The sequence below is a fragment of the Centipeda noxia ATCC 43541 genome, assembly GCF_000160555.1.
In the GTDB taxonomy this organism is placed as follows: domain Bacteria; phylum Bacillota; class Negativicutes; order Selenomonadales; family Selenomonadaceae; genus Centipeda; species Centipeda noxia.
The window spans coordinates 404,440-426,120 of record NZ_GG749280.1 but is presented as its reverse complement, the minus strand read 5'-3'; the positions used below and the strand labels follow the sequence as shown (position 1 = coordinate 426,120).

Genomic DNA, 21,681 nt, shown 5'->3' with positions numbered 1-21,681 from the left:
GGACGCCTTCGTCCCCTCGGGGCGGGGGCGTTTTTTCGGGAGGAACAGATTGATGAGCCAGGAATCCGGCGCAAATATTCCAAAGACATATGACCCTGCATCTTTTGAGCGGAAATGGTACGAATACTGGGAGACACATCATTTATTTCACGATGACGCGGATGAGTCTCGTACGCCCTACAGCGTAGTGATCCCCCCGCCGAATGTGACGGGGCAGCTGCACATGGGGCATGCGCTCGACAATACGCTCCAGGATATCCTTGTGCGCTACCAGCGCATGCGCGGCAAGAATGTCGTGTGGATACCGGGGTGCGATCATGCGGGCATTGCCACGCAGGCAAAGGTAGAGGAGAGTCTGCGTGCGGAGGGGACGAACCGATTCGAACTCGGGCGTGAGAAATTTTTGGAGCGTGTCTGGGACTGGAAGCAGCAGTATGGCGACCGCATCATGTATCAGCTGCGCATGCTCGGCGCATCCTGCGACTGGGACCGTGAGCGGTTCACGATGGACGAGGGCTGCAGCCGTGCCGTACGGGAGGTCTTTGTCAGTCTCTACGAGCAGGGGCTGATCTATCAGGGCACACGCATCACGAACTGGTGCCCGCACTGCACGACGGCGATCTCGGACATCGAGGTGGAGCATGAGACAGAGGAGGGGAATCTCTGGCATCTCCGCTACCAAATCGAGGGTACGGATGACTATGTGGAGATCGCGACGACGCGGCCGGAGACGATGTTCGGCGATACGGGGGTCGCTGTGCATCCGGATGATGAGCGCTACAAAGGCCTCGTCGGCAAGACGCTGATCCTGCCCGTGGTGGAGCGGCGCATTCCGCTCTTTGCCGATGCGTATGTCGACCCCGCATTCGGAACGGGTGCGGTCAAGGTGACGCCGGCCCACGACCCGAACGACTTCGAGATGGGACAGCGCCATCATCTCGAGCAAGTCGTCGTCATCAATTCTGACGGAACGATGGGCGAGGGCGCGGGAAAGTACGCGGGACTTGACCGCTACGAATGCCGCAAGGCACTTGTCAAGGAACTCGCAGAGATCGGTGCGCTCGTGCGTACAGAGAAACACGAGCATGCCGTTGGGCACTGCTCGCGCTGCCATGCGACGATTGAGCCGCTTGTGTCAAAGCAGTGGTTCGTCCGCATGGAGGATCTGGCGAAACCGGCGATTGCTGCGGTGAGAGACGGGCGCATCCGCTTCGTTCCCGAACGCTTTACCAAAATATATGAAAACTGGCTCGAGAATATCCGCGACTGGTGCATCTCGCGCCAGCTCTGGTGGGGGCACCGTATTCCCGCATGGCACTGCGCGGACTGCGGTGAGACCTCTGTTTCGCGTGAGGATCTTGCCGCCTGTATGCACTGCGGCAGCAGCCGCATCCATCAGGATGAGGATGTGCTCGATACGTGGTTCAGCTCTGCTCTCTGGCCGTTCGAGACGCTGGGCTGGCCCGAGGAGACGAAGGACCTCCGCCATTTCTATCCGACATCGACGCTCGTTACCGGGTATGACATTATCTTCTTCTGGGTCGCGCGTATGGTCATGATGGGATTGCGCTTCGGGGGCGACGTACCGTTCCGCGATGTGTTCATTCACGGGCTTGTGCGCGACAGCGAGGGACGCAAGATGTCCAAGTCTCTCGGCAACGGCATCGACCCCGTAGAGGTCATCGAGAAATACGGCGCGGACACGCTGCGCTTCATGCTCATCACGGGCAATACCCCGGGCAATGATATGCGCTTCTACTGGGAGCGCGTGGAGGCCGCGCGCAATTTCGCGAATAAGATCTGGAACGCATCGCGCTATATGCTGATGAATCTCGAGGGTACGGACGATTCCTTCGTGCCGGAGGAGAGCGACTGCACGCTCGCCGACCGTTGGATTCTCTCGCGTGCGGCCCAGACGGCGCACGATGTGACGGCGAACCTCGAGAACTACGAGCTCGGCGAAGCAGGCCGCATGATTTACGAGTTCCTGTGGAGCGAGTTCTGCGACTGGTACATCGAACTGACGAAGGCGCGCCTCTATGACAAGGAGAACCCGCGCGCGCGCAATACAGCACTCTATGTCCTGCGCACGGTACTCGAGCGTACGATGCGCCTTCTGCATCCCTTTATGCCGTTCCTGACGGAGGAAATCTGGCAGAAACTGCCGCATGCGGGCGAGAGCATCATGCGTGCGCCATGGCCGGAGGCTGCGGAATCGGATATTGACCCCGCGGCAGAGCAGACGATGACGGCGATCATGGAGGTCATCAAGACGACGCGCAATCTGCGCGCCGAGCTTGGCACGCCGCCGGGGAAGAAGAGTGCGCTCATCCTGCGTGTGCGGGATGAGGCTCTTGCTGCGGAATTTGCGGCGCACGAGGACTATTTCTATGCGCTTGCCTCTGCGTCTGAGGTCTCTTTCCTCGCGGCGGACGCGCCTGATCCGGAGAACGTCGTGACGGGAGCGCTCGCAGGCGCAGCAGTCTATCTGCCGCTCGCGGGACTCATCGACGTGGAGAAGGAAACCGCACGCTTGACAAAGGAGCGCGAGAACCTCGAGAAGGAGATCAAGAGGCTTACAGGAAAACTCTCGAATGAGGGCTTCACTTCCAAGGCCCCTGCTGCCGTCGTGGAAGCAGAGCGTGAGAAGCTGGCAGGGTATGAGGAGAAAATCGGCCTCATCCGGACGCGCCTTGCGGATCTGGCAAAGCTCTGAGGTGCTCCGATGAACTACGCGGAGTCGCTTCGTTATCTCGATGAACTGAATACATTCGGCATCCGTCTGGGCCTTGCGCGCATGGAGGAACTCTGTGCGCGCCTTGGGAACCCGGAGCGTGCCTATACGACGATCCACATTGCAGGAACGAACGGCAAGGGGTCGGCAGCGCAGATGATGGATGCTGTCTTCCGTGCTTCCGGCATCCGCTCCGGACGTTACCTTTCGCCGCACCTCATCTCCTATACGGAACGCATGAGTACAGACGGCCATGATATTTCCGAGGAAACGTTCGCCGCGCTCCTCACGCGCGTGCGCGCAGCGGCGGATGAAATGACTGCCGAGGGGCATGAGCATCCGACGCAGTTCGAGGCACTGACAGCACTTGCCTTCCTCTATTTTGCGGAGGAGCACGTTGAGACTGCCGTCATCGAAACGGGTCTTGGCGGACTTCTCGACTCGACGAATGTCGTTGATCCTGTTCTCACAATCATCACGAACGTGGCGATGGATCATGCCGACCGCTGCGGCGGAACGCTCGCGGGGATTGCGGAGCACAAAGCGGGCATCATTAAGGAAGGCGTGCCTGTCATCACGGCTGCTGCCGGCGCACCGCTCGAGATCATCGAGCAGCGCGCCGAGGAGTGCGGTGCTGACGTATTCGTCTATGGCGAGGATTTTTCAGCGCAGCTCTTCTTGAAAGAGGGCGGTCAGAGCATTGTCTTCCACTCCGTTGTCTGCCGTGAGCCGGCGCCCTTTGAGCTTGCGCTTGCGGGGCCCTATCAGACGGAGAATGCGGCGCTGGTCATTATGGCGGCGCAGGTACTCGGCCGCGAGGATGCGCGCATTACGGAGACGGCGCTGCGCAGCGCGCTGCGCAGCGTACATCATCCGGCGCGCTTTGAAATCCTTGCGGCCGAGAATCTGCAGGTCGTTATTGACGGCGCGCATAACCCGGCCGGGATGCAGGCGCTGCGCGCGGGGTTGGATGCCTACTTCCCCCATGTACCGCGCGTCTTTTTGCTGGGCATCCTGAAGGATAAAGATATTGACGCCATGCTGGCGGCCCTCCTGCGTCCCGGCGATCGAGTCGTCACGGTGCGTCCGAATTCTGTGCGTGCGGCTGGCGCGGATGTCGTTGCGGCGGTCGCTGCGGGGATGGGGCTCGATACGCTTGCATGCGGTGATGTGCAGACGGGGCTTGCTGAGGCCGAGCGGCGTGCGCGTGCAGACGGCGCGCTGCTCGTTGCCGCAGGCTCACTCTACCTTGTGGGCGGCATCCGCGCGCTGCTCACGGCAGGGAGGTGAGAGCGCGTGGCAGAGGATTATTTCAAGCAGAGGCGCCGCGTACTTCGCCAGCGCCGCTGGGGCGGGCGAATGGCCCGCTGCATGATGTACGCGGTGATTGCTGAGGCGTTTTTGATTCCCCTTGTGCCGCTTGCGGCAATGGCTGTGCTGCTCGTCGGGTGTACGGCGCTTTTCCTGCGCCTGCGCATCGATCCAAGTTTTCATCTGCGGCGTCTGCCCTATGATGCCCCGGCGCTGCTCTTTGTCATCATTGGATTTCTCTCCGTTGCGGTCGCACCGGATAAGGCGTTCAGCTTCTATAATTTTTATCATCTCGTGCCGATCTATGCCATGACCTATCTGCTCGCCGGACAGACTCTGCGCGCACCGCGGGATCTGCAGCGCGTCACGCTGGCGATGGCGGCGTCGGCTATGATTGTCGTCCTCTACGGTTTCTATCAATTTATCTTCGGCATCGATATTTCAACGATGAAGTGGGTCGATGGGGCGTCCTTCCCAGAACTCTCAAAGAGAGTGTTTTCAACGTGGGAGAATCCGAATATTCTCGCCGGCTATCTGGATATCGTCATCTGCATCGCGGTGGGACTTATCACAGCACTGCAGCGCGGCTGGCGTGTGTTCACACTCGTTCTGCTTGTTGCGGCACTTGCTTGCCTCGGGATGACCTATGCGCGCGGTGCATGTCTCGTGATCGCCGTAGTGCTTGGATGCTACGGCGCACTGCGCGACCGACGCGTTCTGATCGGAATCGCTGTGCTTGGCGCGGGCGCACTTCTCGCCGACCCCGTGCTTGCAGACCGCTTACTCTCTGTTTTTACGCGCGTAGACACCTCCTCGGAGATGCGGCTCGCGTTTTGGGAGAGCACGATTGCGATGATCATGGATCACCCGTTTCTCGGGGTTGGCTGGGGCATGTATTTCATGGCTTATCCGGAATATGATTTCTACTTGCAGGGCGCGCCCGTCGAGATTGTTCACGCGCACAATATGTATTTGAACTACACCGCTGAGATCGGCATTCCCGGGGCGCTTTCGTTTTTCTGGTTCTTTTTCGGTTCTCTTGTGCTCGCTTTTCGCATAAAGCGCAGAACGCCGCCGTGGGAGACCATTCTCGCTGCGCATGAACATGAATGGAAAACCCTTGCCGACGTGCGGTCGGCACTTGGGCGCTGGCGCAGGCAGCGTTTTGTCGAAGGCCTTGGTCTCGGCCTCGGCCTTGCGTTTATCTCCATTGCGCTCAACGGCTTAACAGATCATCTCCTCTTTAATATACCGTCCTCCATGCTGCTCTGGATGCTCGCTGCCATGACGGCAGCGGCGCATGCGATCGCGGAAGAGATGAAGGAAAAACTGACTGCGCAGGAAAAGGATGCGGATGTGTTGTCAGAAAAAGAATGAGGAATTAAAAATTGTTTGCCCTTTTTTTCACAAATCACAGAAAATGGCGTCAACGTAATCTTGACGCCATTTTTTTTTCGTGATATTCTATGGAAAGATATAATTGGCGTAGACAGATACGATAACTTACAGTTATTTCAGCATGCTTTTTGCGCATAATATATGCGACGAAACAAGACGATCTGAATACCTGTAAGGAAAACGGGGCTGCTGTGCCAGAAGAGTATCAGTGGACGACGGCGGCGAGTGCTGTCCGCCGTATCAGAGGGAGGTTTTTCTATGATCGATATTTCCGATCGCGTTCCCAAGTCCCTTGAGGGAAAAATTGTGAGCGCGGAAGTGGCTGCGGAGTACTTCTCCGACGGCATGGTCATCGGCGCCAGCGGCTTTACGCCGTCCGGCTATCCGAAGGCGGTGCCGCTTGCCATTGCCGAGCGCATGAAGAAGAATCCGTTTAAAGTAAGTCTTTGGACGGGGGCTTCCACGGGACCTGAGCTGGACGGCGCGCTGGTTGAAGCAGACGGAATGAAGCAGCGTCTCCCCTACCAGACGAACACGTCGCTGCGCAATGCGATCAACTCTGGGAAGGTCAGCTACATTGACATGCACCTTTCGCAGGTTGCACAGCAGGCGCGCGAGGGATTCCTCGGCAAGATCGATGTCGCTCTCGTAGAGGCCGTCGCAATCACCGAGGAAGGCATCATTCCCTCGACGTCGGTCGGCAATACGCCGTCATTCGTCCAGAGTGCGGATGTGGTGATCGTCGAGGTGAACACGAGCCAGCCGATGGAACTTGTCGGCATGCACGACATTTACATCCCCCTCGATCCGCCGGATCGCCTGCCCATTCCCATCACAAAGGCGGGCGACCGTATCGGTACGCACTTCATCCCGTGCCCGCTGGACAAGATCAAGTACGTTGTTCCCTCTGACATCACGGATAAGACGCGTCCGCTTGCGCCGCTCGATGCCGCTTCGAAGAGGATGGGCGAACTTACGGTTCAGTTCCTTTCGAAGGAGATCGAAGAAGGGCGTATGCCGAAGGGCCTCCTGCCGCTGCAGTCCGGCGTCGGCAACGTGGCAAATGCTGTTATTGCAGGATTTGTCAACTCCGATTTCACGGATCTCGAAGTCTACACCGAGGTTATCCAGGACGGCATGTTCGATCTGGCGGATGCAGGCAAGCTGAAAGCGGCATCCGGCACGGCGTTCTCGCCTTCTCCGGAGGGCCTCCAGCGCTTCTACAAGGACATCGAGAAGTACAAGAAGATCATGATGCTCCGTCCGCAGGAGATCTCGAATAATCCTGAGGTTGTCCGCCGTCTCGGCGTCATCGCGATGAACACGGCAATCGAGGTCGATATCTACGGAAATGTCAACTCCACCCATATCATGGGAACGAAGATGATGAACGGCATCGGCGGCAGCGGCGACTTTGCACGCAACGCCTACATCACCATTTTCTTCATGACCTCCGAGGCAAAGGGCGGCAAGATCTCTTCGATCGTTCCGTTCTGCTCGCACATTGATCACGGATGCCATGACGTCGACGTCATCATCACGGAGCAGGGCGTCGCGGATCTGCGCGGAAAGTGCCCGCGCGAGCGTGCGCTCGAGATCATCAACAACTGTGCACATCCGGACTACCGTCCTCTTCTGCTCGACTACTACAATCGTGCACTCGAGGCCACGAAGGGCGCACAGACACCGCATCTCCTGGACGAGGCGCTTTCCTTCCACCAGCGTTTCGTAAAGACGGGGACGATGCAGAAATAACATAGACAAAAAGGGCATAAAAGCCCTTTAGGGCCCAAAAAGGACCCAACAAGAACTGTTAAGGTAAAGGAGAATACTTTCATGAGCAATGAAAAGATCCAGGCGGGGCTTGACAAGTACAACGCCACCGTAGAGAAGGCAGCAGCGAAGTTCCCAATGCGTCAAAGCATTCCTGAGCAGGGCCTTTACACCCCGCTCGACATCAAGGACACGGACTATGCAGAGGACATCGGTTTCCCCGGTGTTTATCCCTACACCCGAGGCGTTCAGCCGACGATGTACCGCGGGCGTTTCTGGACGATGCGTATGTACGCAGGTTTCTCCACGGCGGAGGAGTCCAACAAGCGCTATCGTTACCTCATCGAGAGCGGCGCAACGGGCCTTTCCTGCGCATTTGACCTCCCGACGCAGATCGGCTATGACTCGACCGACCCCATCTCTGAGGGCGAGGTCGGCAAGGTCGGTGTTGCGATCGACTCCCTTGCTGATATGGAGATCCTCTTTGATCAGATCGACCTCGGCAAGGTTTCCACGTCCATGACGATCAACGCTCCGGCGTCCGTCCTCCTCGCGATGTACATCGCGGTTGCGGAGAAGCAGGGCGTCTCGGCGGATAAGCTCAAGGGCACGATCCAGAACGACATTCTGAAGGAGTATGCGGCACGCGGCACTTACATTTTCCCGCCGCGCCCGTCCATGCGCCTGATCACGAACATTTTTGAATATTGCTCCAAGAACGTCCCGAACTGGAACACGATTTCCATCTCGGGCTACCACATCCGCGAGGCTGGTTCCACAGCATCGCAGGAAATTGCATTCACCATTGCAGACGGCATCGCTTACGTCGAGGCTGCCATTAAGGCCGGCCTCAACGTTGACGACTTTGCAGGACGTCTCTCCTTCTTCTGGAACGCACACAACAATGTTCTCGAGGAAGTTGCGAAGTTCCGCGCATCCCGCCGCATCTGGGCCAAGGTCATGAAGGATCGTTTCAAGGCCGAGAAAGCAAAATCCCAGATGCTCCGCGTTCACACGCAGACGGCAGGCTCGATGCTCACCGCACAGCAGCCGAACAACAACATCGTCCGCGTTGCGCTCCAGACCGCAGCAGCAGTCATGGGCGGCACGCAGTCGCTGCACACGAACTCCCGCGATGAAGCGCTTGCGCTTCCGACGGAGGATTCGGTTATGGTCGCACTTCGTACGCAGCAGATCGTTGCGTATGAGAGCGGTCTTGCCGATGTGATTGACCCGCTCGCAGGTTCCTACTACGTCGAGGCGATGACCAACCGCATCGAGGCAGAGGCCTGGGAGTACATCAAGAAGATTGATGAGCTCGGCGGCGCTGTTGCGGCGATCGAGAAGGGCTACATCCAGAAGGAGATTCAGGACAGCGCCTACAAGTGGCAGATGGATGTTGAGTCCGGCGCCCGCGTTATCGTCGGCGTCAACAAGTTCCAGGTGGAGGAAGAGGCTCCGAAGAACCTCCTCCGCGTGGATGCTTCCGTCGGCGAGAAGCAGAAGGCTAAGGTCGAGGCGATGAAGGCAAAGCGCGACAACGCAGCCGTTCAGGCGGCTCTGGCTGACCTCAAAAAGGCATGCGCGGATGAGCACGAAAACCTCATGCCGCATATCCTTGCAGCGGTCAAGACCTATGCTACGCTCGGCGAAATCTGCGGTGTTATGCGTGAAGTCTTCGGCGAGTACGAGGCACACGTCAACCTGTAAGAAGCGGTTGTTTGGTGAATACACATGGGGCAGCGCCGCGGTGCGGCGCCGGCTCCCTTCAGGAGGAATATAAAAATGGCAGATAAAATCAGAGTGCTCGTTGCAAAACCGGGTCTGGATGGTCATGATCGCGGCGCTAAGGTCGTTGCGCGCGCACTGCGCGACGCCGGCTTTGAGGTCGTTTACACGGGACTCCGTCAGACCCCTGAGGAGATCGCTGAGGCGGCTCTCCAGGAGGACGTCAACGTTGTTGCAATGAGCATCCTCTCCGGTGCGCATCCGCACCTCTTCCCGACGGTCGTGAACCTCGTTCGCGAGAAGGGAATGAAGGATGTGCTGATCATCGGCGGCGGCGTTATCCCCGAGGGCGATATCCCCGCCCTCAAGAAGGCAGGTGTTGCCGAGGTCTTCACGCCGGGCACGCCGACCAGCGCGATTGTTGATTTCATCAAGGCAAACGTTAAGGCGTAACAACGCCTTTTGAAAGGATGGATGACAGACAGAAAATGCTTCAGTCTGTCATCCATTCCCTTGTTTCTTATGGAGTCACTGCGCTGAGGAGGTGGGCATATGGATATTGCGGCAGAGGTGCTGAAGGGCAATCGCCTCGCACTCTCACGCGCCATCACGGCGATTGAGAACGAGCGCGAGAATGCTGTCGACATCATGAAAGCGCTCTATCCGCATACGGGAAATGCCTACGTACTTGGCATTACCGGCCCCCCGGGTGCGGGCAAAAGCACCATGACGGATAAGATTGCCAAGGAATACCGCAAACGCGGGAAAACGGTCGGCATCATCGCCGTCGACCCTACGAGCCCCTTTTCCGGCGGCGCTATTTTAGGCGACCGCATCCGTATGAACGACCTGACGCTCGACGAGGGCGTTTTTATCCGCAGCATGGGTACGCGCGGCAGCCTCGGCGGCCTCTCGCACAAGACTGCTGACGCGGTAAAGGTCATGGATGCTTTCGGCAAGGACGTTATCTTTGTCGAGACCGTTGGTGTCGGGCAGTCCGAGGTGGATATCGTACGGGCGGCGGACACTACGATGGTTGTGCTGATTCCGGGCATGGGCGACGATATTCAGGCCATCAAGGCGGGAATCTTGGAGATCGGCGATGTATTCGCCATCAACAAGTCCGATCTTGACGGTGCGGATAAACTCGTCCGTGAGATCAATATGATGCTGGATCTGGATGACCATATGTCCGACTGGCGTCCGCCCATCCGTAAGGTCGTCGCGAATCGCGGCGAAGGGATTGCGGAGCTGGTTGACACCGTTGAAGAACACCGTGCCCATATTGAGGGCAATGGGGTTCTCACAGAGCGGCGTACGCGCCGCACACGCGATGAGATGCTGGATATCCTGCATGCAGGTGTCCGGCGCAGCATCGAAGGCCGCATTATCAATACGGGGCGACTCGACGACTATGTGGCAAAGATCAAGGCGCATGAGACCGACCCCTATACGGTGGTCGGCGAGATCATGGCCGAAATGTTGGCATGAGGAAATACTGACGGCGGATGCCCCTCCAGAGGAGGATGACCGCATCAGACATTCCTCGACTCAGCTAGGAGGAAGTATCATGTTCAAGGTTCTGGGAGTGGATCACATCGGCGTTGCCGTTAAGGATCTCGAAGAGGGAAAGAATTTCTGGTCTGATGTTATCGGCATTGCCTGCACGAACCAGGAGACGGTTGCTGAGCAGAAAGTCACGACGACCTTCCATCCGACGCCGAACGGCAGCGAGATTGAGCTGCTCATCGGCACGGCGCCGGACAGCCCCATCACGAAGTACATTGAGAAGAACGGCGAGGGCATTCAGCACGTTGCGCTGCGCGTCGACAACATCGAGAACGCGATCGCCGATCTCATGGCGAAGGGCGTCCGCATGATCGATGAGAAGCCGCGTATCGGCGCGGGCGGCGCGAAGATCGCATTTCTTCATCCGAAATCGACGAAGGGCGTTCTCCTCGAAATCTGTGAACATGAGGATCGCTGAGGAGCGGCGTTTACCCGAAACACATTGCAAAGGAGCTTCGCACTCTGCGATGACTCCAAGTGTTTGACAGATATACAGGAGGGATATGATGTCCACAGTCCAGGAAAAAATTGAGCAGATGCTCAAGAAGAAAGAGCATCTCATGCTCGGTGGCGGCGAGAAGGCAATCGAGAAGCAGCACAGCAAGGGGAAACTCACAGCGCGTGAGCGTCTGAATATGCTCTTCGACGAGGATACCTTCGTTGAGCTCGATATGTTTGTGCGCCATCGCTGCACAAACTTCGGCCAGGAAAAGAAAGAGCTGCCGGGTGAGGGCGTTGTGACGGGCTACGGTACAGTCAACGGCCGTCTCGTTTACGCGTTCGCACAGGACTTCACCGTTGAGGGCGGCTCGCTCGGCGAAAAGCATGCACATAAGATCTGGAAGGTTATGGACCTTGCCATGAAGATGGGCGCACCCTGCATCGGCATCAACGATTCGGGCGGCGCGCGTATCCAGGAGGCGGTTGACGCACTTTCCGGCTACGGCGGCATCTTCTATCGCAATACGAAATCCTCCGGCGTTATTCCCCAGATCTCCGTTATCATGGGACCCTGCGCGGGCGGCGCGGTTTACAGCCCGGCGCTCACAGACTTCATCTACATGGTGAAGAACACGAGCCAGATGTTCATCACCGGCCCTGCTGTTATTAAGTCCGTTACGGCGGAAGAGGTTACGGCAGAGGAACTCGGCGGCGCGATGACGCACAACACCCGTTCCGGTGTTGCGCATTTCGCTGCGGAGAACGATGAGGACTGCATTGATCAGATCCGCTATCTGCTCTCGTTCCTCCCGAGCAACAACATGGAGGAGACCCCGCATGTTGAGACGGGCGATGATCCGAATCGTCAGGATGAGAGTCTCAACACGCTCATTCCCGACAATCCGAATGCACCGTATGATATGAAGGACGTTATTCGCAGTCTCGTTGACAACGGCGAGTTCTACGAAGTACATGAGCATTTCGCAACGAACATCATCTGCTGCTTCGCACGTTTTGACGGCCGTTCGGTCGGCATCATCGCGAACGAGCCGAACGTCATGGCAGGCTGCCTTGATGTCGACGCGTCCAACAAGTCGGCGCGCTTCATTCGCTTCTGCGATGCGTTCAACATTCCGCTTGTCAATCTCGTTGACGTACCGGGCTTCCTGCCGGGTGTCGATCAGGAGTACAGCGGCATCATTCGTCACGGCGCAAAGATGCTCTATGCATACAGCGAGGCGACGGTGCCGAAGGTCACGGTCATCACGCGCAAGGCGTACGGCGGCTCCTACATCGCAATGTGCAACCGCGAGCTCGGCGCGGATCAGGTCATGGCTTGGCCGACCTCCGAGATCGCCGTTATGGGTCCGGCAGGTGCTGCAAATATCATCTTCCGCAAGGATCCGGACAAGGAGGCACGCACGGCAGAATACATCGAGGAGTTTGCAACCCCGTACAAGGCGGCGGAGCGCGGCTACATCGATATGGTCATCACGCCGAGCGAGACGCGCCCCTACATCATCACAGCGCTCAACGCACTTTCCAGCAAGCGCGAAGACAATCCGGCAAAGAAGCATGGGAACATTCCTCTCTAAAAGAGCGGGAGGTATCACAATGGCTACAAACGCTGTGGCACCGGAAATCGTCGCAGCGATTACTGCTGCCGTTCAGACGGCGGCGGGCGGCAAGGTCGTCGCTGTGCGCATCAAGCCTGCAGAGGTTTGGACGCTTGCCAATCGCAGCAACCTTTGAAGGGATTCTGCATGTGCAGATTTTCTTAGGAATATAAACGTTGGAGGAATTACACATGAAAAAGTTCAACATTACTGTCAATGGGACCGCTTATGACGTAGAGGTCGAAGAGGTACGCGCAGGCGGCGCTGCGGCTCCGGCTGCACCTCGTGCTGCTGCGCCGGCTCCCGCTGCTGCTCCGGCTCCGGCTGCAGCACCGGCAGCTCCGGCTCCGGCGGCTGCTGCAAAGCCTGTTTCCGCGGGCGAGCAGTCCATCGACGCTCCGATGCCGGGCAAGATCATCGAGGTCAAGGTTTCGGTCGGTCAGGCGGTCAAGGCCGGCGATACGCTCCTCATTCTCGAGGCGATGAAGATGCAGAACGAAATTGCCGCTCCGTCCGACGGTACGGTCAAGTCGATCAGCGTCTCTGCCGGACAGTCAGTCAAGGTGCGCGATCAGCTCGTCGTCCTCGGCTGATTTCATCGATAAAATATATCGGGAGCCCCAGACGGGGCTCCTTTTTTGTATCCTTGTCAACACGGCGTGAAAATGATAAAATAGAGCGGATATCATCTATTTTCTGAAACGATCAGAGGAGAGCTCTTCATGCATCTGAAGATCCGGATTCTTGACAAATACATTTTCCGGGAGGTCTTTTCTTCCTTTCTTTTTGCTATCTGTGCGTTCTCGGCGGTCTTCATCGGCTCGGGCACGCTTTTTCGCATTGCGCAGTATATTACGGACTACGGCGCGTCGCTGCCGTCGGTCATCAAGATCTTTGTGTTCAGTCTGCCCGGCGTTGTCATGTGGACGTTTCCGATGGCCATGCTGCTCGCGAGTCTCCTGACGTTTGGCCGTCTGTCGTCTGCGAGCGAGATCACCGCGATGAAGTCTTGCGGCATCGGTTTCGGACGCATTGCAGCCCCCGCCATCCTGCTCGGCTTTATCGTGAGCGTCGGAGCGATTTTCTTCAACGAACATGTCGTTCCCCGTGCAAATACGGCGTACCGCAACGTCATCTACTATGAGATCGAAGGCAACTCCGGCATGAAGTCGCAGGAGCATGTTATCATCAAGGAAATCGAGGAAGGACAGATCCGCCGCCTTGTCTATGCGCGCTCTTATGATGCGGAACAGGAGCGGCTGACGGGAATCAGTCTGCAGGTATTCGGCGATGACGGCAAGGTTACTCATGTCGAGAATGCGGAGTATGCGGAGTGGACCGGCACAGAGTGGATCATGCACAACGGCGATGTCTACGACATTGCGGATGAGCATCTTGAGCGCCGTATGCGGTTTGAGACGCAGGTGCTTCCGGTGCAGAAGGATCCGCGTCAGATCATCCGGGAGCAAAAGGTGCCCGAGGAGATGACGATGCGTGAACTGCGCCATCAGATCGCCCTCATGCAGACGCAGTACGTCAATACGAGCAAGTTGGAGGCGGAGCTCTATCAGCGTGTTTCCGTTCCGATGGCGAGCCTCATCTTTACGCTGATCGGCGTTCCGCTCGGACTGCAGCCGACGCGCAACTCATCGTCGGCAGGCTTTGCGATGAGTGTCATCATTATCTTTTTCTACTATGCGCTGATGACGATGGGCAATGCATTTGCCCGCGGGGAGGTTCTGCCGCCGATGCTTGCCGTGTGGATTCCGAACATCGTCGGCATCATTGCGGGAACCATTCTTTTGCGCCGCGCTTCGCAGTAATGAACGATCGTTTGCAGCATATCAACTGTAATTTTTTCACAAAGGGGTGACGCTTCTATGTACGGTATTACGCTTATTCTCGTCCTCGCTGTCGTCGGCGGCGTCATCGCATTCATCGGCGATCGTCTCGGAACACGCATCGGCAAGCGCAAGCTGTCGATTTTCGGACTCAGACCGCGTCACACCGCGGTGGTTGTCACCATATTCACGGGCGTCTGCATTACGACGGTCACATTTGGCATTATGGCGGCCGTGTCCGAGAATGTGCGCACGGCGCTCTTTGGAATGGACCGGCTGAATGCCATGATCGCGGATACGCGTGCGGCGCTGGATTTTACTTCGGGAGAGCTGGAGCGTGCACAGAGCGCTCAGGAGAAGGCAAGCAGCGAGCTGGCAAAATCCGAAGAGGAGATTGCGCGGCTTGAGGGGGAGCAGTCTTCTTTGCGTGCAGAGTCCGACCGCCTCTCGGCGGGGAACCGGGCGCTGATGATGGAAAAAGAGGGACTGGTGTCGATCAACGGGCGCCTTGCGGGGGAAAACCAGAACCTGCAGGAAGACATTCGCACGCTCGGCATCCGTGCCCAGGAGCTGCGCGCAGGGATCCTCAATCTGCGCGAGGGGAATATTACCTATCAGGCAGGGGAGATCATCGCGAGCGGCATTATCCCGGCAGGCCTCAGTCACGATGAGATCGAGCGCGGCCTTGCAGGCATCGCGCAGCTCGGCACGCGCAACATCTCCGCGCGTCTCGGCGAGAACCATACCGATCAGGACATCTGGATCTATAGACCGGAATACGAGGCCGCCATCCGAGCGATCGAAGAGAGTTCCGCCGACATGATCGTGCGCATTGTCGCGGCAGGGAATCTCGTGCGCGGCGATGAGATTCGCGCCTCTATCGAGCTCTATCCGAACCGCGTGATCTACCGTGACGGGGAGCTCATCATCGCGCGCGTCTACGCGCCCGAGGTGCTCGGCAGAGGCACCGAGCAGTCGGTGATGGCGTTCCTGCGCGAAGTCAATGCGGCAGCTGCGGCGAAGGGGATCCTTCCCGATCCGATCCGCGGAACGGTCGGCGTCATCGAGGGTGCCGAGTTCTACGCACTCGTGCAGGATCTTGCGGGGCGTACGGGGGCAGTCGTTATCTCGGCCTATGCGGACGGCGATACGGATGCCATGGGCCCCCTGCGGCTGAAATTCAAGATCGAAAATGAGAGCGGGGGCGGCACATGAGCGGTCCTGTCCTTGCGATTGACCCCGGCAGGGAGAAATGCGGCGTCGCTGTTCTCTCTGCCGGGGGAGCGATCCTCGTCCGGAAGGTTGTGGCAACTGCGGATCTCGGAAGCTGTGTCGGCGGTTTAATCGCGGCACATGAGCCGGCTGTCGTTATGGGCAACGGTACGACGAGTGCGGAGGCGAAGACGCGTGTAGAGTGTCTCGGTGTGACGGTAACTCTTGCCGATGAATACCGCACGACGGACGAGGCAAAGCGTCTCTATTGGGACGTGCATCCGCCGCGCGGATGGCGCCGCTTCGTGCCGCGCGGAATGCTTGTGCCGCCGGTGCCGGTGGATGACTTTGTCGCCGTCATTTTGGCGCGGCGGTTTTTGGCGGAGCAGCAATCGCATTCTTCAATTGACAGCGTCTCTGTCCTGCGGTAAGATGATCAGAAGTGTATTCTATGGACTTCTGTTAAGGAGAACAATATTTCATGCCCGATCATGTTTTAGCATTTATGATTGCGCTTGGCATGGCGCTCATACTGACGCCCGCCGTCATCGCCTTTGCACGGCAGACGGGAGCGCTGGATAAACCGGATGCGCGCAAGGTACATGTACGCCCCATTCCGCGCATCGGCGGCATTGGCATCTATGCTGCATTTATGGCGTCGATTCTCGTGCAGCTTATTTTCGCTGACGTCACGCCGGAATTCATGACGAGTCTCATTGGACTCATGATCGGCGGCACGATCATTGTCGCCATCGGAATCATCGACGACTACTGCGATCTGCCGGCAAAGGTGAAGCTGCTCGGTCAGATCTTCGCGGCAGCGGTGCTTGTCATCGGCTTTGATGTGCGCATCGACGTCATCACCGATCCGTTCGGTGACTACATCTACCTCGAGTTCCTTGCGATTCCCGCGACGATTTTCTGGGTCGTGGGGCTGACGAATACGGTCAATCTGATTGACGGACTCGATGGCCTTGCGGCGGGCGTCTCTTCGATCGCCGCCGTTACCATTTTCCTCGTGGCGATGGAGGAGGGGATCCCCTTCGTCGCAATGGTTACCGCGGCGCTCGCGGGCGCTGCGGTCGGCTTTCTTTACTACAACTTCAATCCCGCACGCATTTTTATGGGGGATACGGGGAGTATGTTCCTCGGGTTTATGCTCGCGGGAATCTCCGTCGTCGGCGCGGTGAAGAGCGCAGCGACCATTGCACTTATCGTTCCGATTCTTGCGCTTGGCCTGCCGATTCTCGATACGACATTTGCCATCGTGCGGCGTGCACGAAACCATCGACCGATCTTCAAGCCGGACAAGGGACATCTGCATCATCGTCTGCTCGCACACGGGTTCACGCAGAAGCAGGCGGTGCTCCTCATGTATGTCGTCAGCGCGCTTTTCGGCCTCTGTGCGATCGCTCTTACGGCAGTCAGCACACAGGCGGCGGCTCTCATCATTCTGATCGTTGCCGCTGCGGTACTTGTCGGCGCGCGCAAGCTGGGCATTCTCCAGCTGGATGTGCCGCAGCAAAAATAACCTTTACGATTTCATTCCAGAGAGGAGCAGAGGAAGAATGACCGGCAAAATCAAAGTCATGTCGATCTTTGGCACGCGTCCCGAGGCGATTAAGATGGCGCCCGTTGTCATGGAGCTCATGCGTCATGCAGATGAGATCGAAACGCGGACGCTCGTCACAGCACAGCACCGCGAGATGCTCGATCAAGTGCTGCGTCTCTTCCACATTGTTCCCGATTACGATCTGAATATCATGGCGGCAGGGCAGACGCTCTTTGACATCACAACGCGCGCAATGATGGGCATCAACGAGGTGTTCCAAAAGGACCGCCCCGATCTTGTCCTCGTCCACGGCGATACAACGACGACCTTTGCCGGCGCGCTCGCCGCGTACTATCATCAGATTCCCGTCGGGCATGTTGAGGCGGGACTTCGGACGCACGATATCTATTCCCCCTTTCCGGAGGAGATGAACCGGCGCCTCACGGGCGGCATCGCGACACTGCACTTCGCGCCGACTTCGACGGCGCATGCGAATCTTGTCGCGGAGGGCGTGCCGGAGCGCCGCATCTTTGTTACGGGAAACACGGTGATCGATGCGCTGCATCATACTGTTCGCCCGGACTATGTGCTCCCCGAGGGACTTGCACAGGTCGACTTTGCGAACCACCGCGTGCTTCTCGTTACGACGCATCGGCGCGAGAATCTCGGCGAACCCATGCGGCATGTCTATCGCGCGATCCACGATATTGTCGACGAGCTGGACGATGTGGAGGTGATCTTTCCCGTTCACCGCAATCCGAAGGTGCGCGAGATCGTTCGGGAGGAGCTCGGGGGGCTCGCGCACGTATATCTCATCGACCCGCTTGACTATGAACCGTTTGCGAACCTCATGGCCCGTGTTGATATCGTGCTCACGGATTCAGGCGGTATTCAGGAGGAGGCTCCCTCGCTCGGAAAGCCGGTCCTCGTGCTGCGCGATACGACGGAGCGTCCCGAGGCAGTTGCTGCGGGGACGGTGCGCCTCATCGGGACGGACGAGCAGCGCGTCTACAACGAGACGATGCGTCTCCTCACCGAGCCGACCGCGTACACGCATATGGCGGAGGCGGTGAATCCCTACGGCGACGGAGAGGCGGCACGCCGCATCATCGAGGCGATTCTCTACCACGCGGGGAAAATCGCCGCACCGCCGGAGCCGTTCCGCAGCGAATAGGGCGGCAGCGGCCGGAAGGAGGAGCTCATGGAGCAAAAGCCATCGCAGACACCGTCGGGCATGACGGATGCACTGCGCGCCTTTGGCCTCTTGTCGGGCGTCGGCATTTATTTTCTCGTCTTTCTCGGCATCTTTATCTATTTTGGGAAATGTGCAGACGACTTCCTCGGCACGGGGCGCGTCTGCACCATCATCGGCATTATTCTCGGTTTCCCTGCGGCGATCTATTCGCTCTATCGTCAGCTGAAATACTATAAGATTGTATAATTGGTTTGCGTTACAGTGCTCCGCAAAGAACACGGACTTTGCGGAGCATTTTGTTGTGTTTTATGATATACTTTAGAAAATGATCATTGGATGATTGCCGCGTCATAGTCGGCCTGAGAGGAGTATGCAGGATGTTTGGCATCATTGTGGGAACGCATGGGAAATTTTCTGAGGAAATTATAAAGTCCTGCGAGATGATCTGTGGTCCGCAGGCAAATGTGCGCGCCGTGACGCTTGTCCCGGGCGAGGGCCCCGACGATATGGCGAAGAAGTACGAGGCAGCCATTGCGGAGCTTGACTGCGCGGACGGGGTGCTCTTTCTGAACGATCTTTTCGGCGGCAGCCCGTACAATGCCGCCTGCCGTCTGGCTGCATCCAACGAGACGTATGGTGTCGTCGCGGGGCTCAGCCTGCCTATGCTGATCGAGATGGTCAGCGCCCAGCTCACCGGCGGACCCTATGACATCCTGGCGCTGATGGAGCGTGCAGCCGATGCGGGCCGCAGCGGCACGCAGCTCTTCCATGCGTCGCGCATGGAAGAGGAGGCCGACGACGATCTTTGAGCGCGTCTGATTTTCCGATCGAGAGCGCCCGGAGGGGGATTTTTATGGCAAAGGTGAAATATCGCTGGGCGACGCTGGGCTGCGGTGTGATCGGACATCAGCTCGCACAGGCGATGCGCCGGCTGGGGGGAGGACTGTATTCCGTCGCCAACCGAACGCAGGAAAAGGCCGAGGCATTTGCCGCGCAGTACGCGATCCCGAAGGTCTATGCACGGATGGAGGATGTATTCGATGATCCCGATGTGGACATTATCTACATCTCCACCCCGCACAACACGCACATCAACTATCTCCTGCCGGCGCTCTCCGCCGGCAAGCATGTTCTCTGCGAGAAATCCATCACGCTGAACTCCGACGAGCTGGCACAGGCAGTCGCCTGCGCGCGGGAACACGGCGCGGTGCTCGCGGAGGCGATGACGATCTACCATATGCCCGTCTATCGCAGGCTCCGCGAAATCATCGCATCCGGCTCCCTCGGATCGCTGCGCATGATTCAGATGAATTTCGGCAGCTACAAGGAATACGATATGAAGAACCGCTTCTTCAATCGTGCGCTTGCAGGCGGTGCGATGCTGGACATCGGTGTCTATGCGCTGTCCTTTGTCCGCTGGTTCCTCTCGTCTCCGCCGACAGAGGTGCTCTCGCAGGTGAAGTATGCGCCGACGGGTGTCGATGAGCAGGCAAGCATTCTCCTCAAGAACAGAGAGGAGGAGATGGCGGCCGTCACGCTCTCTCTGCATGCAAAGCAGCCGAAGCGCGGAACGGTCGTGTTTGACCGCGGCTATATAGAGATGTTCGAGTATCCGCGCGGGGAGAAGGCCCTCATCACGTGGACGGCAGACGGACGTACGGAGGAGATCGCTGCCGGCAGCACGGCGGAGGCACTCTGCTATGAGGTGCTGGACATGGAGGCGGCGGCTGCCGGCATGCGCAACGATATGCACCTCGACTATACGATGGATGTGATGGATCTCATGACAAAGATCCGCCGCTCGTGGGGAATGAAATATCCCGAAGAAGAGTAGGGAAAGACGCAGAGCCGCTGCAGGGAGAACGTTTCTGCAGCGGCTTTTTCGCATGGTTCTTTTGATTGCACGGGGAACGAGTCTTTGTTATAATGAGGAAGATTGTATACAAGAGAAGAGGTGATGGGATGATACGGCTGATTTTTTCGGATATGGACGGGACGCTGCTGGATGAGAACGGGAAACTGCCGGGGGGATTCGGCGATCTGTACCGGCGGCTGAGGGAGCGCGGGATCCGCTTCGCGCCTGCATCGGGGCGGCAGTATTCCTCGCTTTTGCAGACATTTGCGCCATGGCAGGAGGAGCTGATCTTTGTCGCGGAGAACGGCACGATGGTCATGGAGCGCGGCAGGGAACTCTTCTCGCGTACGGTGGATCGCGCGCTTGCCCTTGACGTCATGCGGACGGCCGGAGAACTCCCCCATGTGGGCAGTGTGTTCTGCGGAAAGAAGGGCGGTTATCTGCACGCGGACGACGATGCACCGGCGTTTCGTGCGGAGCTTGCGAAATACGTCACGCAGACAGTGATTGTGGATGACTTCGGCGCTGTGGACGACGAACCGATCAAAATGTCGTTCTGTGATTTCACGGGCAATGCGGAGCAGACCATTCTTCCCATCATGCGGCAGTATGCGGATCGTCTGCAGGTTACGCTCTCGAGCACCGAGTGGGTCGATCTCTACAGTCGGGGTGTGAATAAGGGTGTCGCCGCGGCCAAGATTCAGGCACGGCTGGGTATTGCGCCCGAGGAGTGTGCTGCGTTCGGCGATTATGAGAACGACCTCGAGCTGATGGACGCCGTCGGGTACAGCTTTGCGATGGAGAATGCTCTGCCCGAGGTGAAGGCACGTGCGCGCTACCTCGCGCCGAGCAATCGCGCGCACGGGGTTATGGAGGTCTGCGAGCGCATTCTCGCGGGCGAATTTGACTGAGGTAATCTATGCGTTTTGATTATCATATGCATCTGGAGTACGGCTCCTATGACGAGGACTATGCGGAGGGATTCTTCCGCGCGGCGGCGGAGCGCGGCGTTGATGAGATCGGATTCTCGGAGCACGCGCACACATTCCCGGAGTTCGAGCAGCTCTACTATGACGATCTCATTCTCGACGACAGCTTTGTGGGCGCGTTCCAGCGCAAATGGCTGAAGACAAATAAGTTCAAGTATACGCTCGATGAATATTTTTCCTTCATCGAGAAGCTGCGCAAGAAGCACAAGGTGCTCGCCGGCATCGAGGTCTGCAATTTTCAGGATCAGGAGGCTGCCGCAAAGATTTTGCGCGCCTATCCGTTCGACTACATTATCGGTTCGGTGCACTTCCTGCGCGGCTGGGCGTATGATACGGCGGCGATCAAGGCGGAGTGGGACAACCACCCGCTCACCGATATTTACGAATGGTACGCGCAGGAGGCTGAAAAGCTCGCTGCAGCGGGGCTCTACGATGCGCTCGGACATCCGTTCAACATCCGCCTCTAT

21 protein-coding genes are annotated in these 21,681 nt (G+C 57.9%); all 21 read left to right on the top strand.

Annotation, left to right across the window (positions count from 1 at the left end; all coding sequences use genetic code 11):
* Positions 1-52: 52 nt before the first annotated feature.
* On the top strand, positions 53-2,716 hold the full coding sequence (locus HMPREF7545_RS05975) for a valine--tRNA ligase (RefSeq protein WP_040571240.1): 2,664 nt from the start codon (positions 53-55) through the stop codon (positions 2,714-2,716).
* Positions 2,717-2,725: 9 nt separating this feature from the next.
* Positions 2,726-4,024, top strand: coding sequence for a bifunctional folylpolyglutamate synthase/dihydrofolate synthase (locus HMPREF7545_RS05970; RefSeq protein WP_006694798.1), 1,299 nt, complete (start codon positions 2,726-2,728; stop codon positions 4,022-4,024).
* A gap of 6 nt (positions 4,025-4,030) precedes the next feature.
* Positions 4,031-5,422 carry an O-antigen ligase family protein gene (locus HMPREF7545_RS05965; RefSeq protein ID WP_006695888.1) on the top strand — a complete coding sequence of 464 codons (1,392 nt, stop codon included), beginning with the start codon at positions 4,031-4,033 and terminating at the stop codon, positions 5,420-5,422.
* A 279-nt stretch (positions 5,423-5,701) separates the two neighbouring features.
* On the top strand, positions 5,702-7,198 hold the full coding sequence (gene scpC, locus HMPREF7545_RS05960) for a succinyl-CoA:acetate CoA-transferase ScpC (RefSeq protein WP_006694796.1): 1,497 nt from the start codon (positions 5,702-5,704) through the stop codon (positions 7,196-7,198).
* An 81-nt stretch (positions 7,199-7,279) separates the two neighbouring features.
* Positions 7,280-8,926, top strand: a complete 1,647-nt coding sequence (locus tag HMPREF7545_RS05955; protein ID WP_006694795.1) for an acyl-CoA mutase large subunit family protein — start codon at positions 7,280-7,282, stop codon at positions 8,924-8,926.
* A gap of 75 nt (positions 8,927-9,001) precedes the next feature.
* The gene (locus tag HMPREF7545_RS05950; protein WP_040571239.1) at positions 9,002-9,397 is read left to right on the top strand and encodes a cobalamin B12-binding domain-containing protein; all 396 of its coding nucleotides are present in this window, start codon (positions 9,002-9,004) and stop codon (positions 9,395-9,397) included.
* A 99-nt stretch (positions 9,398-9,496) separates the two neighbouring features.
* A complete protein-coding gene (meaB, locus tag HMPREF7545_RS05945) occupies positions 9,497-10,435 on the top strand; it encodes a methylmalonyl Co-A mutase-associated GTPase MeaB (RefSeq protein ID WP_006694793.1) in 939 nt (312 codons plus the stop codon).
* Positions 10,436-10,514: 79 nt separating this feature from the next.
* Positions 10,515-10,931: a methylmalonyl-CoA epimerase gene (gene mce / locus HMPREF7545_RS05940; RefSeq protein ID WP_006694792.1), complete on the top strand. Its 417-nt coding sequence runs from the start codon at positions 10,515-10,517 to the stop codon at positions 10,929-10,931.
* A gap of 88 nt (positions 10,932-11,019) precedes the next feature.
* Positions 11,020-12,549 carry a methylmalonyl-CoA decarboxylase subunit alpha gene (mmdA, locus tag HMPREF7545_RS05935; protein ID WP_006695885.1) on the top strand — a complete coding sequence of 510 codons (1,530 nt, stop codon included), beginning with the start codon at positions 11,020-11,022 and terminating at the stop codon, positions 12,547-12,549.
* Between the two features lie 19 nt (positions 12,550-12,568).
* The gene (locus tag HMPREF7545_RS10235) at positions 12,569-12,706 is read left to right on the top strand and encodes a hypothetical protein (RefSeq protein ID WP_006694790.1); all 138 of its coding nucleotides are present in this window, start codon (positions 12,569-12,571) and stop codon (positions 12,704-12,706) included.
* Positions 12,707-12,761: 55 nt separating this feature from the next.
* Positions 12,762-13,163 carry a biotin/lipoyl-containing protein gene (locus HMPREF7545_RS05925; RefSeq protein WP_006694789.1) on the top strand — a complete coding sequence of 134 codons (402 nt, stop codon included), beginning with the start codon at positions 12,762-12,764 and terminating at the stop codon, positions 13,161-13,163.
* Positions 13,164-13,292: 129 nt separating this feature from the next.
* Positions 13,293-14,393 (top strand): LptF/LptG family permease, encoded by a 1,101-nt coding sequence (locus HMPREF7545_RS05920; RefSeq protein WP_006694788.1) that lies wholly within the window; start codon positions 13,293-13,295, stop codon positions 14,391-14,393.
* A 57-nt stretch (positions 14,394-14,450) separates the two neighbouring features.
* Positions 14,451-15,626, top strand: coding sequence for a DUF3084 domain-containing protein (locus HMPREF7545_RS05915; RefSeq protein ID WP_006694787.1), 1,176 nt, complete (start codon positions 14,451-14,453; stop codon positions 15,624-15,626).
* Positions 15,623-16,054 carry a RuvC family protein gene (locus HMPREF7545_RS05910; protein WP_006694786.1) on the top strand — a complete coding sequence of 144 codons (432 nt, stop codon included), beginning with the start codon at positions 15,623-15,625 and terminating at the stop codon, positions 16,052-16,054. The genes HMPREF7545_RS05915 and HMPREF7545_RS05910 overlap by 4 nt, the downstream gene beginning before the upstream one ends.
* A gap of 50 nt (positions 16,055-16,104) precedes the next feature.
* Positions 16,105-17,154, top strand: coding sequence for a glycosyltransferase family 4 protein (locus HMPREF7545_RS05905; RefSeq protein WP_006694785.1), 1,050 nt, complete (start codon positions 16,105-16,107; stop codon positions 17,152-17,154).
* A 37-nt stretch (positions 17,155-17,191) separates the two neighbouring features.
* On the top strand, positions 17,192-18,349 hold the full coding sequence (wecB, locus tag HMPREF7545_RS05900) for a non-hydrolyzing UDP-N-acetylglucosamine 2-epimerase (protein ID WP_006694784.1): 1,158 nt from the start codon (positions 17,192-17,194) through the stop codon (positions 18,347-18,349).
* Positions 18,350-18,376: 27 nt separating this feature from the next.
* A complete protein-coding gene (locus tag HMPREF7545_RS05895) occupies positions 18,377-18,616 on the top strand; it encodes an AtpZ/AtpI family protein (protein ID WP_006694783.1) in 240 nt (79 codons plus the stop codon).
* Between the two features lie 131 nt (positions 18,617-18,747).
* Positions 18,748-19,179 carry a PTS sugar transporter subunit IIA gene (locus HMPREF7545_RS05890; RefSeq protein WP_006694782.1) on the top strand — a complete coding sequence of 144 codons (432 nt, stop codon included), beginning with the start codon at positions 18,748-18,750 and terminating at the stop codon, positions 19,177-19,179.
* A gap of 44 nt (positions 19,180-19,223) precedes the next feature.
* Positions 19,224-20,204 (top strand): Gfo/Idh/MocA family protein, encoded by a 981-nt coding sequence (locus HMPREF7545_RS05885; RefSeq protein WP_040571238.1) that lies wholly within the window; start codon positions 19,224-19,226, stop codon positions 20,202-20,204.
* A 128-nt stretch (positions 20,205-20,332) separates the two neighbouring features.
* Positions 20,333-21,136 (top strand): Cof-type HAD-IIB family hydrolase, encoded by an 804-nt coding sequence (locus HMPREF7545_RS05880; protein ID WP_040571237.1) that lies wholly within the window; start codon positions 20,333-20,335, stop codon positions 21,134-21,136.
* 8 nt (positions 21,137-21,144) lie between these two features.
* Positions 21,145-21,681: PHP domain-containing protein (locus HMPREF7545_RS10385; RefSeq protein ID WP_006694779.1), on the top strand; the 537-nt coding region annotated here is incomplete at its 3' end.

Excerpts from the sequence above, each read along its gene's own strand:
- HMPREF7545_RS05975 (WP_040571240.1), top strand. The coding sequence starts at position 53 with ATGAGCCAGGAATCCGGCGCAAATATTCCAAAGACATATGACCCTGCA.
- HMPREF7545_RS05970 (WP_006694798.1), top strand. The coding sequence starts at position 2,726 with ATGAACTACGCGGAGTCGCTTCGTTATCTCGATGAACTGAATACATTC.
- scpC (WP_006694796.1), top strand. The coding sequence starts at position 5,702 with ATGATCGATATTTCCGATCGCGTTCCCAAGTCCCTTGAGGGAAAAATT.
- HMPREF7545_RS05955 (WP_006694795.1), top strand. The coding sequence starts at position 7,280 with ATGAGCAATGAAAAGATCCAGGCGGGGCTTGACAAGTACAACGCCACC.
- HMPREF7545_RS05950 (WP_040571239.1), top strand. The coding sequence starts at position 9,002 with ATGGCAGATAAAATCAGAGTGCTCGTTGCAAAACCGGGTCTGGATGGT.
- meaB (WP_006694793.1), top strand. The coding sequence starts at position 9,497 with ATGGATATTGCGGCAGAGGTGCTGAAGGGCAATCGCCTCGCACTCTCA.
- mce (WP_006694792.1), top strand. The coding sequence starts at position 10,515 with ATGTTCAAGGTTCTGGGAGTGGATCACATCGGCGTTGCCGTTAAGGAT.
- mmdA (WP_006695885.1), top strand. The coding sequence starts at position 11,020 with ATGTCCACAGTCCAGGAAAAAATTGAGCAGATGCTCAAGAAGAAAGAG.
- HMPREF7545_RS10235 (WP_006694790.1), top strand. The coding sequence starts at position 12,569 with ATGGCTACAAACGCTGTGGCACCGGAAATCGTCGCAGCGATTACTGCT.
- HMPREF7545_RS05925 (WP_006694789.1), top strand. The coding sequence starts at position 12,762 with ATGAAAAAGTTCAACATTACTGTCAATGGGACCGCTTATGACGTAGAG.
- HMPREF7545_RS05920 (WP_006694788.1), top strand. The coding sequence starts at position 13,293 with ATGCATCTGAAGATCCGGATTCTTGACAAATACATTTTCCGGGAGGTC.
- HMPREF7545_RS05915 (WP_006694787.1), top strand. The coding sequence starts at position 14,451 with ATGTACGGTATTACGCTTATTCTCGTCCTCGCTGTCGTCGGCGGCGTC.
- HMPREF7545_RS05910 (WP_006694786.1), top strand. The coding sequence starts at position 15,623 with ATGAGCGGTCCTGTCCTTGCGATTGACCCCGGCAGGGAGAAATGCGGC.
- HMPREF7545_RS05905 (WP_006694785.1), top strand. The coding sequence starts at position 16,105 with ATGCCCGATCATGTTTTAGCATTTATGATTGCGCTTGGCATGGCGCTC.
- wecB (WP_006694784.1), top strand. The coding sequence starts at position 17,192 with ATGACCGGCAAAATCAAAGTCATGTCGATCTTTGGCACGCGTCCCGAG.
- HMPREF7545_RS05895 (WP_006694783.1), top strand. The coding sequence starts at position 18,377 with ATGGAGCAAAAGCCATCGCAGACACCGTCGGGCATGACGGATGCACTG.
- HMPREF7545_RS05890 (WP_006694782.1), top strand. The coding sequence starts at position 18,748 with ATGTTTGGCATCATTGTGGGAACGCATGGGAAATTTTCTGAGGAAATT.
- HMPREF7545_RS05885 (WP_040571238.1), top strand. The coding sequence starts at position 19,224 with ATGGCAAAGGTGAAATATCGCTGGGCGACGCTGGGCTGCGGTGTGATC.
- HMPREF7545_RS05880 (WP_040571237.1), top strand. The coding sequence starts at position 20,333 with ATGATACGGCTGATTTTTTCGGATATGGACGGGACGCTGCTGGATGAG.